The sequence below is a fragment of the Bradyrhizobium sp. CCBAU 21365 genome (assembly GCF_015291305.1).
GTDB lineage: Bacteria > Pseudomonadota > Alphaproteobacteria > Rhizobiales > Xanthobacteraceae > Bradyrhizobium > Bradyrhizobium elkanii.
Genome location: NZ_CP030036.1, coordinates 5,904,061 through 5,917,672 on the forward strand (window position 1 = coordinate 5,904,061; position 13,612 = coordinate 5,917,672).

General features: G+C 65.3%; 13 protein-coding genes. 8 read left to right on the plus strand and 5 right to left on the minus strand.

The window, feature by feature from the left end:
* Positions 1–166 precede the first annotated feature (166 nt).
* Complete coding sequence (locus tag XI02_RS27760) at positions 167–964, minus strand: rhomboid family intramembrane serine protease (protein WP_018272294.1); 798 nt, start codon at positions 962–964, stop codon at positions 167–169.
* Positions 965–1,450: 486 nt separating this feature from the next.
* Between XI02_RS27760 and XI02_RS27765 the strand changes: the two genes are divergently transcribed.
* Both XI02_RS27765 and XI02_RS27770 read left to right on the plus strand, forming a co-directional pair.
* Positions 1,451–2,005 carry a PAS domain-containing protein gene (locus tag XI02_RS27765; RefSeq protein ID WP_016844421.1) on the plus strand — a complete coding sequence of 185 codons (555 nt, stop codon included), beginning with the start codon at positions 1,451–1,453 and terminating at the stop codon, positions 2,003–2,005.
* A gap of 128 nt (positions 2,006–2,133) precedes the next feature.
* Positions 2,134–3,867 (plus strand): adenylate/guanylate cyclase domain-containing protein, encoded by a 1,734-nt coding sequence (locus XI02_RS27770; RefSeq protein ID WP_172647748.1) that lies wholly within the window; start codon positions 2,134–2,136, stop codon positions 3,865–3,867.
* Positions 3,868–3,895: 28 nt separating this feature from the next.
* Here XI02_RS27770 and XI02_RS27775 read toward each other — a convergent pair whose 3' ends face one another.
* Entirely contained in the window at positions 3,896–4,282 is a 387-nt protein-coding gene (locus tag XI02_RS27775) for an ester cyclase (RefSeq protein ID WP_018272296.1), read from the minus strand.
* Positions 4,283–4,540: 258 nt separating this feature from the next.
* On the opposite strand from XI02_RS27775, the gene XI02_RS27780 reads away from it, so the two are divergent.
* From XI02_RS27780 to XI02_RS27795, 4 genes are all read left to right on the plus strand, one after another.
* A complete protein-coding gene (locus XI02_RS27780) occupies positions 4,541–5,137 on the plus strand; it encodes a lipopolysaccharide assembly protein LapB (protein WP_018272297.1) in 597 nt (198 codons plus the stop codon).
* Between the two features lie 204 nt (positions 5,138–5,341).
* Positions 5,342–6,493, plus strand: coding sequence for a DJ-1/PfpI family protein (locus XI02_RS27785; protein ID WP_018272298.1), 1,152 nt, complete (start codon positions 5,342–5,344; stop codon positions 6,491–6,493).
* 105 nt (positions 6,494–6,598) lie between these two features.
* Positions 6,599–8,956 carry an Orn/Lys/Arg decarboxylase N-terminal domain-containing protein gene (locus XI02_RS27790; protein WP_018272299.1) on the plus strand — a complete coding sequence of 786 codons (2,358 nt, stop codon included), beginning with the start codon at positions 6,599–6,601 and terminating at the stop codon, positions 8,954–8,956.
* Between the two features lie 18 nt (positions 8,957–8,974).
* Positions 8,975–9,535 carry a GNAT family N-acetyltransferase gene (locus XI02_RS27795; RefSeq protein WP_018272300.1) on the plus strand — a complete coding sequence of 187 codons (561 nt, stop codon included), beginning with the start codon at positions 8,975–8,977 and terminating at the stop codon, positions 9,533–9,535.
* 348 nt (positions 9,536–9,883) lie between these two features.
* Here XI02_RS27795 and XI02_RS27800 read toward each other — a convergent pair whose 3' ends face one another.
* Positions 9,884–10,105: a dodecin gene (locus tag XI02_RS27800; protein WP_026192947.1), complete on the minus strand. Its 222-nt coding sequence runs from the start codon at positions 10,103–10,105 to the stop codon at positions 9,884–9,886.
* 245 nt (positions 10,106–10,350) lie between these two features.
* On the opposite strand from XI02_RS27800, the gene XI02_RS27805 reads away from it, so the two are divergent.
* On the plus strand, positions 10,351–10,932 hold the full coding sequence (locus XI02_RS27805; protein ID WP_026192948.1) for an HdeD family acid-resistance protein: 582 nt from the start codon (positions 10,351–10,353) through the stop codon (positions 10,930–10,932).
* Between the two features lie 167 nt (positions 10,933–11,099).
* Here the strand turns inward: XI02_RS27805 and XI02_RS27810 are convergent, their stop codons facing one another.
* Positions 11,100–11,486, minus strand: coding sequence for a hypothetical protein (locus XI02_RS27810; RefSeq protein WP_016844412.1), 387 nt, complete (start codon positions 11,484–11,486; stop codon positions 11,100–11,102).
* Positions 11,487–11,745: 259 nt separating this feature from the next.
* Positions 11,746–12,486 (minus strand): hypothetical protein, encoded by a 741-nt coding sequence (locus tag XI02_RS27815; protein ID WP_172647747.1) that lies wholly within the window; start codon positions 12,484–12,486, stop codon positions 11,746–11,748.
* 159 nt (positions 12,487–12,645) lie between these two features.
* Here XI02_RS27815 and XI02_RS27820 point away from each other — a divergent pair, with 159 nt between their 5' ends.
* Complete coding sequence (locus tag XI02_RS27820; protein ID WP_018272303.1) at positions 12,646–13,590, plus strand: ornithine cyclodeaminase family protein; 945 nt, start codon at positions 12,646–12,648, stop codon at positions 13,588–13,590.
* Positions 13,591–13,612 lie beyond the last annotated feature (22 nt).

Below are 13,612 nucleotides of genomic sequence, written 5' to 3' on the forward strand. Positions count from 1 at the left end.
CCCCGCCTTGGGCGGGGTCGAGCCTGTTCGCCAGAGTCTTCAATCAACAGTTCCGCGCCGATTTCGGTTCCGGGGCGCGGTGAGTAGCAGGGCTCGATTTGTCGGCCCGCTTTGTTTCTGCTTCGCAAAGATGATGGAGGAATTCGATCCACGCCGCAAGCGGCGATCAGACGCGCCCCGACTGATCCACCGACGACGCATCTGCAGCATCGTCCCGCGTGCGCGGCACCGGATCGAACAACGAGAACAGCAGCAGTCCGGCGAGGAAGCCGCCGATATGCGCCTGCCAGGCGACGCTCGCGCCCTCGCCGCCGAGCGACAGCGAGGTGGCGCCGAACAGGATGTTGACGCCGAACCAGATCGCCAGGAAGGCGAGCACCCGTCCGTTGCGCAGTGCCCGCCACAGCGACAGCGCAGGCACCCTGGCCGCCGCCTCGGCATCGCCACGGCTGAACGACAGGAAGCTGCCCTTCACGAAGGCAAAGCGGATCGCCGCCGCCATCGTCCCCGACACCGAAGCCGACGCTCCGATCATCGGTGCAATCGCGTGCTCATGGGTCAACAGATGCGCGAGCGCGCCGGCGGCCGCCGTCACCGCCATGAAGACGAAGAAACGCAGCGCACCGAAGCGCCGCGCCAGCGCGCTGCCGAACGGCAGCAGCCACAGCACGTTGAAGCCGATATGGGTGAGGTTGGCGTGCAGCAGCGAATAGGTGACGAAGGTCCAGACCTTGGCGCCCTCGCCGCCCGGAAAGGTGATGTCGAGCAGCGTCGAATCGTAGCGCTTCGGGATGAAGCCGAAGACGTCGATGGTCCAGTTCTCCAGCTCCGGCGGCAGCAGCACCCGCAGATGGATCGCCGCGATCAGGAGGATGTAGGCGGTGAGCGCCGGCGGCAAGGTCAGGATCGGCTCGCGCGGCGCCTCCGGCGGCGGCGCAAGCGGGGATTCGGGATGGGAGTCCAAGGGGTCGGCGACCTCGATGCGGCGGTGGATCAGAGATAGGCGGCTTTCGCACCCCTGTGCAAGTGCACAATCCCGAAATCGGACACCGGGTGTCGCGCAGCGCGGAATCGGGACAAAAGAAAAGGGAGGGCGCTGAGAACGCCCTCCCTGATCGGCTGGTCTTCTCGTGCCCCGGAGGGATCGGGAGAACATCCCCACCCCTCCCCGCACGGTGACCAAACTGTTTGACGCCACCTGTGTACCAACGGCGCCGGCGCTTGGGGCAGTCGGCGCGAACGGGAACGCACGGACCCTACCCACAGGTTCCGCGGGCGCCAAGGACATAGTTAAATTTACGTTAACGACACAAACCTGCCGATAAGCCGCCCAAAGCGCGGCCACGGCATGGACGCTGCACAGCCTTCCCTGCACAACAGAGAAGGGAAGGCGCCTGAGCAAAACCGGGACAGATGTGTCCCGCTGAGACAGGCGCCGGGCAAGGTTTAGATGAAACACAGCTCGAGCCGCGCGTTCTTCGCCTATTGGAATGCGAAGCGCGGCAACGCACGTGCACCTGAGAGGAGTGAGTTCGAGCCGTCCGCGGTCCGCGACCTCCTGTCCGACATCTTCGTGCTGTCCTATGACGGCGAGACCCGCTTTCCGTTCCGCGTCGCCGGCACCCGTACCTCCGCCCTGCTCGGCTGCGATCTCAAGAACCGGAGCTTTTCCGCCCTGTTCGCCGGCGAGAGCCGCGGCGAGATCGAAGACATCATCACCTGCGTCGTCGAAGAGACCCTGCCGGCCATCGCCGGCATCACCGCCACCACCGAGGCCGGCGCCAAGGCGCATCTCGAATTGCTGCTGCTGCCCTTCACCGCCCGCGTCCATATGCCGGCGAGCCTCACCGGCCTGCTCGCCCCGTTCGAGGACGACGTCAGCCGGCTGCACGACCTGGTGCTGACCTCATGGCGTTACCTGCATCCCCAGGAGCGGTTCGTGCCGCGGACCCTGCGCAAGCTCGCCATCGCGCGCGGCCTGATGGTCTACGAAGGCCTGCGCTAGCCGCCGGCGCCGCCTTGGGACGGGATGGCAGGCGCCGGTCGCTTGCACCGCGCCCCGCGGAACTCTATTAGCTGTCTGGCCGCCACGGCGGGGTGGACCCGCTCATTGCAGCTGCGGCCGGGCTGGGCATGTTTCGAAATTCGATCAGGCAGAAGATCGTCGGCATTGCCGCGGGACTCATCATCCTCGCGGTGATCACCTCGCTGCTGTCGATGGTGATGGCGGGCCAGGTCGGCCATCTCCTCGACGAGCTCACCAACCGCTACATCCCTGCCTATGGCCATCTCGCCCGCGTCAACATCCGCGCGCTGGAGCGGTCGCTCGCCATGCGCCGGATGATGATGGCGAAGATGCAGGCACCGGGCGAGGATTCCGGGTACGAAAGCGCGCGCAAGGCCTTCGAGGAGATCGAGCCCCTGATCAAGCGCGAGGCCGACGCCGCGCGCACGTTGATCGATGCGATCATCGCCGATCCCTCGACGCCATCCGACAACGCCGCGCTCGGACGCCTCGACGACCGCATCGACAATGCCGTCAACGACCTCCTGATGCGGCTGAACGCGGAGAACAAGACGCTGCTCGAGCAGATCGACGCCAAGGACTTTGCGGCGGCGAGAGCGACCACGCTCCGCGCCGACGGCCTGCGCGACGACTTCAACACCAGGATCGAGGGCATCCGTTCCGACATGCTGGCGCAGGTCGCTTCGGCCGCAGCGAAGGTGATGAGTGCCCAGCAGCGGGCGATCATCATCTCCGGCGTCGTGACCGCGATTGCCGCGATCCTCGGCTTCGTGTTCGCGATGCTGGTCGGCAGCGGCATCACGCGTCCGGTGATGCGCCTGCTCGAAAGCACCCGCGAGGTCGAGGCCGGCCGCCTCGACGGCGCCATCACCATCACGACCCAGGACGAGATCGGCCAGCTGTCGGCCGCCTTCAACCGCATGATCGAGACGCTGCGCCACAACCAGCGCATTCGCGAGACGTTCGGCCGCTACATCAATCCGCGGATCGCCGAGGGCCTGCTCGAACAGCCGGCGATCGCCGCGACCGAAGGACAGCGCCGCGTCATGACGGTGATGTTCTGCGACATGAAGGGCTTCACCAGCCTGAGCGAGGGCGTGACGCCGAGCGGCCTCGTCAAGATCATGAACCTCTATCTGTCGACGATGTCGGCGCCGGTCCATGCGCATCGCGGCATCATCGACAAATATATCGGCGACGCCATCATGGCCTATTGGGGCGCGCCCTTCGTCGAGGAAGCCGAGCAGACCCATCTGGCCGCGCTTGCCGCCATCGACATGATCGGCCAGGTCAACCAGCTGCGCAAGGATCTGCCGGAACTGCTCGGCGTGCGCGTGATCCCGGCCGATTGCGACATCCGGATCGGGATCGCCACCGGCGAGGCCCTGGTCGGCAGCATCGGCTCCGAGTTCATGATGAGCTACACGGTGCTCGGCGACACCGTGAACCTCGCCTCGCGGCTGGAAGGCGCCAACAAGTTTTACGGCAGCCGCAGCCTGATCTCGGAAGCCACTGCGGCCGCTTGCGCGGCGACGATCGAGCTGCGCGAGATCGATCGTCTCGTCGTGATGGGGCAGACCCAGCCGGTCGCGGTGTTCGAGATCCTCGGCAAGAAGGACGAACTGACGCCGGCGCAGACCGAATTGCGGCAGCGTTACGCGGACGGTCTCGCCGCCTATCGCGACCGCCGCTGGGATGACGCCGAGCAAGCCTTCGCCGCGGCGCTGGCGGCGGCGCCCGGCGACGGCCCGTCGATCGCCATGAAGGCGCGCGTCGCAGCCTTCAGGCAAGATCCGCCGGCGGCCGATTGGGACGGCGCCTGGCATCTGGAGCGGAAGTAGCGGCGTCACGCTGATCCAGGCGCCGCCGCTACAGCTGGGCCTCGATCGCAGCCTTGTCGATCACCGACCAGACCTGCACGATCTTCCCGTCGCGGAATTCGTAGAACACGTTCTCGGCGAACGAGACGCGTCTGCCGTCGATAGCGAGGCCCAGAAATCGTCCCTTCGGCGAACAATCGAACGCCAGCCGGCTCGCGACATGGGACGCATCCGACACCAGCAGTTCGATGTTGAAGCGAAGGTCCGGGATGTCGCGAAAGTCCCCTTCCAGCATCTCGCGATAGCCGGATAATCCGAGCCGTCGGCCGTTGTGGCACACATCCTCGTCAACGAACCGACCGAGTTGCGGCCAGTCCTGGCGATTCAAACAGGCGATGTAGCTTCGGTAGATCTCGGAGAGCTCCGTCTTCATCATCGATCGTCCTTCTTGCCGGGGGTGCAAATGGACATTGAGCATTTGAGTGCGATTCTAACACCGATGTTAGTTTCGACTCCGATGTCCGGTGGCGCGAACAAAACACTCAGCCAGCGTGCGCGAGAGAGCGCAACGTCCCGAAGAGACAGTGCGATTGCCGCTTCGGCAAACAATTTCTCGGAACGCGCGGAATGTCTCTCGCGATCGGGAGTTAGTGCTTCAGGCCAATGACTGTCCTTGTCAAATCGGGAGGTGTCCATGATCAAGTCACCGATGATGCTTGCGGCATTTCTGACAGCGCCGATCATTCTGTTCCCACTGCAGACCGCCATCGCGGCTGGCGGAGGTGGCGGCGGAGGCGGCGGTGGCGACCCATACGGATCGAGCTACAGCACTCCCGCGCCGTCCTATCCCCAGCAGAAGGACAGAAAGACCACGCACAAGATCAAGAAACCCGTCAAGCAGTCCGGCTTCGAAGACCCGGCACTCCGCGACGGCTATCGCGCGGCCTATGCGACAATCTACGAACGCAACGACTACGACGCCGCGATCGATCAGTTGCACGCGCTCGGCCGCGACGATCATCCTGATGTCGCGAACCTGATCGGCTATTCCTATCGCAAGCTCGGCGACTACAAGCAATCGCAAGTCTGGTACGAACGTGCGCTCAAGGCCGATCCGAACCACGTCCTGACGTGGAACTACTACGGCCTGTGGCAGATCGAACAGGGAAACCGCGACCAGGCGCAGTATCATCTGCAGCGGATCGCCGAGATCTGTGGCACCGACTGCGATGAGTATCGGACGCTGGCGGCGGCACTGGAAAAGCCGACGGGTACGAACCTCGTCTACTGAGCGCGTCGCATAGCAGCCCGCGTGAGCGGAGCGGCATGCGGGGAAGGACCGGCCCCGGATGTCGCTGTCGCCCGTCCGGGCTACGCGTTTGAGCCGCGTTGTTGGCGTGTCCGTTTTTGCGGGAATTTCGCCGTTTTGGTCGACGTGACCGGCGAGTAGCTTGCGTGCCGGGCGACGCACGCGGATACGTTGAGATCGATCATCATGACCTGGCGGCTTCTCGCGTGGTGCGGCATCGCCGTCGCCGCGCTGGTTCCAATCATCGGCGGCATCTGGCTCTTCACCCTGCCCGCCGCATCGGCGTTCCGCGTTCCGCCGCCGATCGCGACGCAAGAGCACGACGCGATGCTCGCGGCGCTGAAGCCGCCGAAGCGGGCGCGACCGCTGATCGCGATCCTCGGCATCAACGACATGACCGAGACCACCGACTATCTGATGCCCTACGGCATCCTCAAGCGCGCCGATGTTGCCGATGTCGTCACGCTGGCGACGGGACCCGGTCCGGTCGCGCTGTTCCCGGTGCTGAAGGTCGAGCCTGATGCGACCATCGCCGCATTCGATGCCGCACATCCCGACGGCGCCGACTACGTCATCGTGCCGGCGATGAGCCGCGACGACGATCCCACAGTCATGCAATGGATCCGGCAGCAGGCGGAGAAAGGCGCTGTGATCGTCGCCGTCTGCGCCGGCGCCAAGGTGCTCGCCTCGACCGGCCTGCTCGACGGCAGGCGCGCCACCACGCACTGGTTCTACCTGAAGAACTGGCGCAGCAAACATCCCGCCATCCAATACGTTGCCGACCGCCGCATCGTGGTCGATCGCGGCCTCGCGACGACGACTGGGATTTCGGCGTCGATGCCGATGTCGCTGACGCTGATCGAGGCGATCGCCGGCCGCGCCAAGGCCGAGGCCGTCGCGCGCGAGATCGGCCTGCCCGGCTGGGACGCGCGGCATGACAGCAACGCCTTCAAGTTCACACGTCCTTTCGCGCTGACCGCGATCCAGAACACGCTGGCGTTCTGGAACCGGGAACAGCTAGGGCTCGCGCTTGCTCCCGGCGTCGACGAGGTCTCGCTTGCGCTGGTCGCCGACAGCTGGTCGCGCACCTATCGCTCGCATGCCGTGACCTTCGCTGCGACCGGCGACGTCGTGACGACCCGCAACGGCCTGCGCATCTATCCGCAGGTCGTGGCGTCGGCCTGGTCCGCAGATGGTCTGCTGCCCGCGGTCGGCACCGCGCCGCCCGCGCAGGCACTCGACCGGGCGCTTGCCAGGATCGAGACACGCTATGGCCGCGGCACGGCGGACTTCGTCGCCATGCAGCTCGAATATCCACGGGCTGACGCCGTGCAGTGAGGGATTGCGTCCCCACAATCTATTCGATCCTCGATCCACCCCCTTGTCATCTGCCTGTCATGAATTGTGCCGACACGTCAGCGCCGGACCAGTTCGGGGACACGCATGGACTATTTCAAACGCTTCAACTTCCTGTTCGCAGCACCGGTGTTCGAGGCCGACGACCTCGAGGGCATCCGCTTCAACCAGATCATCGCCGAGATCGAGCGCTCCGGCTTCGAGGTGGTTCGCGCCCGCAAGCTGGAGGATGCCGAGATCGCGGTGCAGACCGATGCCGCGATCGGCTGCATGGTGGTCGATTGGGGCAAGAAGGGGCTTGAGGGCAAGACCGCGGCACTGATCAACCTGATGCGCCGGCGCGGCCTCGACTTCCCAATCATCCTCCTGATCCGCCGCAAGCGGTTCGAGGACCTGCCGGTCGAGGTGCTCGACTTCATCGACGGCTACGTGTTCCTGTCCGAGGAAACTCCGCCCTTCATCGCCAAGAACCTGATCTCCAGGCTGAAGCAATATGCCGAGAATTTGAAGACGCCGTTCTTCGGCGCGCTGGTCGACTATGCCGAGGAAGGCAACCAGCTCTGGACATGCCCGGGCCATAACGGCGGCGTGTTCTACAGCCGCAGCCCGATCGGACGGGTGTTCGTCGAACATCTCGGCGAAGCGGTGTTTCGCGACGACCTCGACAATTCCGTGCTCGACCTCGGCGACCTCCTCACCCATGAGGGCCCGGCGCTGCGGGCGCAGAAGGAGGCGGCGAGGATCTTCGGCGCCGAGAAGACCTATTTCGTGCTCAACGGCACCTCGACCTCCAACAAGGTCGCGCTCGGCTCGCTGGTTACCGACGGCGACCTCGTGCTGTTCGACCGCAACAACCACAAGGCCGCGCATCACGGCGCGCTGCTGATCGGCGGCGGCATCCCGGTCTATGTGCCGACGGTGCGCAACGCCTGGGGCCTGATCGGCCCGATGCGCTGGGACCTGCTCGACGAGGGCACGCTGCGCGATCACATCCGCAAGCATCCGCTGGTGAGGGACGAGAACGCCTGGAAGAAGGAGCGTCCGTTCCGCGTCGCGGTGGTCGAGCAGTGCACCTATGACGGCACCATCCACTCGGCCGAGATGATCCTCAAGCGGATCGGCCATCTCTGCGACTATATCCTGTTCGACGAGGCCTGGGCCGGCTTCATGAAATTCCACCCGATCTATGCCGGCCGCTTCGCCATGGGACTGTCCGATCTCGGCCCCGAGGCGCCCGGCATCATCGCGACCCAATCGACCCACAAGCAGCTCGCGAGCTTCTCGCAGGCCTCGCAGATCCACATCCGCGACCGCCACATCAAGGGCCAGAAGCGCCGGGTCGAGCACCGCCGCTTCAACGAAAGCTTCATGCAGCACGCCTCGACCTCGCCGTTCTATCCGATCTTCGCCTCGCTCGATGTCGGCGCTCAGATGATGAAGGGCCGTTCCGGCGAAGTCTTGTGGGACGACACGATCCGGCTCGGCATCGAATTGCGCAAGAAGATCCGCGCCGTGAAGCGCGAGTTCGAGGAGAAGGAGACGCGGGCCGAGCGGCGCTGGTTCTTCGAGCCGTTCGTGCCGGATCGCGTCATGATCCCCGACGTCGCGCGCGAGAACGGCGTGCACAATGTCGCCTGGGAGACGATCTCGACCGACCAGCTCGCGACCAATCCGTCCTACTGGCAGCTCAGTCCCGGCGAAACCTGGCACGGCTTCCCCGAGCTGACCGCGGGCTTCGCCATGACCGACCCGAACAAGCTCACATTGCTGACGCCGGGCTTCGATCACGCCACCGGCGCCTATGCCGATCACGGCATCCCCGCGCCGGTGGTGGCGCAATATCTCCGCGAGAACCAGATCGTCGCCGAGAAGAACGACCTCAACTCCCTGCTGTTCCTGCTGACGCCCGGCGTCGAGGCCAGCAAGGCCGGCACGCTGGTGTCGGGGCTGGTCGCCTTCAAGAAGCTGCACGACGACAACGCGCTGATCGAGGACGTCATCCCCGAATTCTTCCGCCGCCGCCCGCAACGCTATAGCGGGGTGCGGCTGCGCGACCTCTGCGGCGACATGCACCGCTTCTTCCGCGACGGCGGCGTCAGCACGCTGCAGGCCAGGCAATTCCTGCCCGAGCACCTGCCCGAGATCGCGATGTCGCCGCGCCAGGCCGCACAATATCTCATCCGCAACGATGTCGACTATCTGCCGATCGACCAGATCTTCGGCCGCGTCGCCGCGACGCCGTTTGTGGTCTACCCACCCGGCATTGCCACCATCGTGCCCGGCGAGCGGCTGTCGGAACGCAGCAAGCCGATGATCGATTATCTGAAGATGTTCGAGGCGAGCTTCAATGCGTTCCCGGGCTTCGAGGTCGAAGTCCAGGGCATCTACAAGGAGATCGACGACTCCGGCCGCGTCCGCTTCTACACCTATGTCGTGTCCGAATAGGCGAACGGACGCAACACAATGGAGAATGATCACAAGATCACCGTCCGCCCGTCCCGCGACGGCGACGTCGACGCCATGCTGTCGATCTACCGCCACCACATCCGCCGCGGCGTCGAGGAGAGCGTCGACGACAGCGGCACGCCGGAGCCCGACGATCTGCGCGACCGCCGCAAGAATCTGCGCAACACCCGCCTGCCCCATCTCGTCGCGATCTGTGACGGCGAGGTGGTCGGCTACGCCTATGTCGTGCTGTTCCGCAAGCGTCCGGCCTACCGCTACACGGTGAAGCATTCGATCTATGTGCATCACCGCTTCACCGGCCAGCGCGTCGGCGGCCGGCTGCTGCAGGAGTTGATCGACACCTGCGCCGCCGCCGGCTTCCGCCAGATGATCGGCTACATCGACAGCGACAACGCCGCCTCGCTCGCGCTGCACGACCGCTTCGGCTTCGCCCGCGTCGGGCATTTGCCCGGTGTCGCCTATCGCTACGGCCGCTGGTCCGACACCGTGATGGTGCAGCGCTCCCTCGCCGCCGGCGCCACCGCCCCGCCGCCGCCCGCGCCGCTGTCGCGACGGTGACGGGGACGACACTTTCCATTCGTCGTCCTGGCGAAAGCCAGGACCCATAACCACAGGATTTGGTTGGTGAGAAAGGCTGTGGTCCCAGCGCGCGTACCAACGACCTTCGGTGGTTATGGGTCCCGGCCTACGCCGGGACGACGATGAGGATGCGTCGCAATTCAGGACGTCAAACAGCGCGGTGTCATCACCCGCGAAAGCGGGTGATCCAGTATTCCAGGGACGGCCGTGCTTGAACCGAGAGGCCCCGGCGTACTGGATCGCCCGGTCAAGCCGGGCGATGACAGCATAGTGGGGCGCAGGTTCGCGTTCGAATTGCGCACCGGTGAATGACGAACTAAGGCCGCCCTACTCCAGCGTAAAGCCGACCCGCAGCGCCACCTGGTAGTGCCGGATCTTGCCGTCCTCGATATGGCCCCGCGTCTGCACCACCTCGAACCACTTCATTTCCCGGATCGTCTTTGACGCGCGGCTGACGGCGTTCTCGATCGCCGCCTCGATGCTCTTGTCCGATGATCCGACCAGTTCCAGGATTTTGTAGACGTGATCCTTGTCGTGCGTGGCGGGCATGTCGACCTCCTCTGTGGCTGCGCGATCCGAACCGCTTGCGCTGCGGTCCGGACAGTCCATCGTCCGATGCGGGCCGGCCGTCGTCAAACCGGCGAATGCTGCGCGGCAACATGCCGGACGAATTGAATCAAACGTGTCGCGGCGCCTTTGGTGCCAGCATGCATTTCGTGCCAGCTGCGCACCCGCCCTTGTCCGTGCCTTGACCTATGGTAGCATGGTTTCATCAAGTATTCGGGAGCGATACGATGTCCACTGCGTCCAGCTCACCCGCCACACCTCCTCACAGCCTCGGATCCGGGCTTTCCAACCTCCGCGCCAAGTGGGGCTGGATCGTCGCCCTCGGCGTGATCTACCTGATCGCCGGCGTGCTCGCCTTCGGCAGCGTCTTCTTCGCCACCGTCGTCAGCGTGCTGTTCGTCGGCGCCATGATGATCGTCGCCGGCGTCGCCGAGATCATCAACGCGTTCCAGTTCAAGACCTGGGGCAAGTTCCTGTTCTGGCTGCTGCTCGGCGCGCTCTATGTCGTCGCCGGCTTCGTCACCTTCGAGAACCCGCTGCTCGCGGCGGCGACGCTAACGCTGTTCCTCGGCGTAGCGCTCGTGGTCTCCGGCATCGTCCGCATCTTCCTCGCCTTCGGCATGAACTCGGAAGCGCCGTGGGGAATGGTTGCGATCTCCGGCCTGATCACGCTCGTGCTCGGCGCCATGATCCTGGCGCGCTGGCCGGTGTCGAGCCTCTACGTGCTCGGCATTTTCCTCAGCGTCGATCTGATCTGCGCCGGCGTGAGCTGGATCAGCATGGGCATGGCGCTGAAGCGCAGGGCGTGAGGCGCGATCGTCGCCTCAGGCAGGATCGCATGGCGGGTTAGCCAACGGGTCCGCCTGCAGGGCGGCCCGATGGCAGGCTCCGCGTAACCCGCCGCATGTTTTGCGTGCGGAGAGACGGCGGGTTGCGCTTGCGCTAACCCGCCCTGCGCTCAATCCGCCTGCAAGCCTCAGGGCTGCGCGAGGTGCCAGGCGCCGTTGAGGAAGCCGTCGCCGGTGATGTCGCCGGCCTTCTGGTCCTTGGCGAAGGTATAGAGCGGCTTGCCCTTGTAGGCCCACTGCTTGGAGCCGTCGTCGCGCGAGATGATGGTGTAGGCGCCTTCGGCCTTGTCGTTGGCGTCCGCCTTCAAGACCGGCCAGTTCGTCGCGCACGGACCGTTGCAGGCCGACTTGCCTTCTGAATCCTTGTCGAAGGTGTAGAGCGTCATGCCCTTGGCGTCGGTGAGGACGGAGCCCTTCGCGCTGGTTGCGGTCTTGGTCGGCGGCGCGGCAAAGGCCGCTGAGGCGAACGCAAGCGACGCGGCGGTGGCGAGCGCGAGCGAGATCGATGTCTTCATGATGTCTCCTTTTCGAATGCAAATGGCTTGCATGCGTAAGGACGCCGGAGGGCGCATGCTATTCCGCTGATCGCGCGTGAAGAATTTTCGGGACGGCGATCAATGCGAGGGGAATAAAGCCGCAGGCGCGTGCCGATACCGTCGCGTAGCCCGCATGAGCGGAGCGACATGCGGGAGCCGCCCCGGATATCGCGGAGCCTGTCATCGGGCGCGCGTTCGCGCGACCCGTTGGCTCATCCGGGCTACAACACCGAATGTGCTACCGCCTGATTTCCTCGACCGCGCGCACCAGCGGGCGGTCGGAGAGCTGGATCGGGCCGGAGAACGGCGTGCTCATTTCGAGGATCAGGTAGATCGCGGCCGAGATCAGCGCCGCGGCGGCGACGGTGGTCGAGAGCACCACTGCGTTGCGCGGTGCGCGAAAGCCCAGCGTTGCGAACATCAGCGTCAGCCACCCGACCAGGATGCAGATCAGCGGCGACGGAAACGAGCCGTCGGACTGCTCGACGAAGGTCCAGCGCTGCTGCACCGCCTGCCGGTAGACCGACCGGGCGTCGTTCCACAGCGCGACCTTCTGCTCGTCGTCGAACCGCAGCTCGCGCAGGCTGGTGCCGACCTCGTCGAGCAGACGCTCGGACACCGCGCTTGCCCTGGAGATCGGAACATCCTTGAGCACCTGCTCGACATAGGCGAGCAGCCGCTTGCGCGGCTCGTCGGCGCTTGGGCCGAGCGGCCGCAGGCTGCGGTCGAGCAGGATGAGATCGGTGGCGAAGACATGCAGATTGCGATCGACCGCCACATAGGTGTTGGCGGCACTATTCATCATCAGGCCAAGCAGCAGCGACGGCATGGTGACGAACAGCGTCGCGACCAGGCGTACCGAGGTGTTTGTCTCGTCGCTGCGGTGATGATCGGCGAGCCGGGCATGGATCGCCATGGTCGCAAGCGCGGCGCCGCCGAGCAGGATGAAGATCAGGACGGCGACGATGAATGCAACCACGGCTTGCGAAAACCTGCGAGAGAATCAGGTCCGCAGGATAGCAAGGGACGCCCAATGGTGCATGTCCGGTTGACTAGCCGTCCCCACGCGCTATCCAGTCCGGACAGGTTTCGGGAACGTCCGGCGAGAGCGCGAGGGGCGCTCCAGGGGAGATAGCACGTGCATATCGTCGACGACAGCGAGGTCAACCGCGTCCTGAGCTTTCCGGTCCTGATCGAGGCGATCGAGGTCGCGCACCGGCGGCCGAAGATCGCGGTGCACGACAGCTATCTCGGCGACGACAAGGGCCAGCAGCTGGTGACGCGCAGCGCGGTCGATGCCGGCCGCTTCATGATGACCAAGCTCTACACCAGTTTTCCGGGCAACCTCGCCCACGGCAAGCTGCCGGCGGTGCAGGCGGTCTGCGTGCTGTTCGACGGCAATGACGGGCGTCCGCTCGCGGTGATGGACGCCGCCGAGATCACCCATTGGAAGACCGCCGCGGACTCCGCGCTCGGCGCAAAACACCTGGCGCGGCCGGATGCCGAGACGCTGCTGGTGGTCGGCGCCGGCGAGATGGCGCGCTGGCTGGTGCGCGGCCACCGCACCGTGCGGCCGCAGCTGAAGCGGGTGCGGGTCTGGAACCGGACGGTGGAGCGCGCGCAGGAGCTTGCGACGCTGCTGGAAGGCGACGGCATCGCCACAGAAGCCGTCACCGATCTCGACGCCGCGACCCGCGAGGCCGATATTATCACCACATGCACCCGCTCGCGCGAGCCGCTGGTCAAGGGCGCCAATTTAAGGCCCGGCACCCATCTCGATCTGGTCGGCGGCTTCACCCCGGAGACCCGCGAGTCCGACGACGAGGCGGCGCGGCGTTCGCGCATCTTTGTCGACCGCCGCGAATCCGCCTTCGACGGCGTCGGCGACATTTTGCAACCGATTGCGGGCGGCGCGATCAAGGAGACCGATGTGCTCGGCGATCACTACGACCTCGCGAGCGGCACCGTCGCCGGCCGGCTGTCGGATAGCGACATCACCTTCTTCAAGAACGCCGGCGGCGGGCATCTGGATCTGATGACCTGCGAGACGGTGTTTGCGCAGCTGGGGAAGGAGCTAAGGTGAGCGGAACTATTCAGTAGCCCGC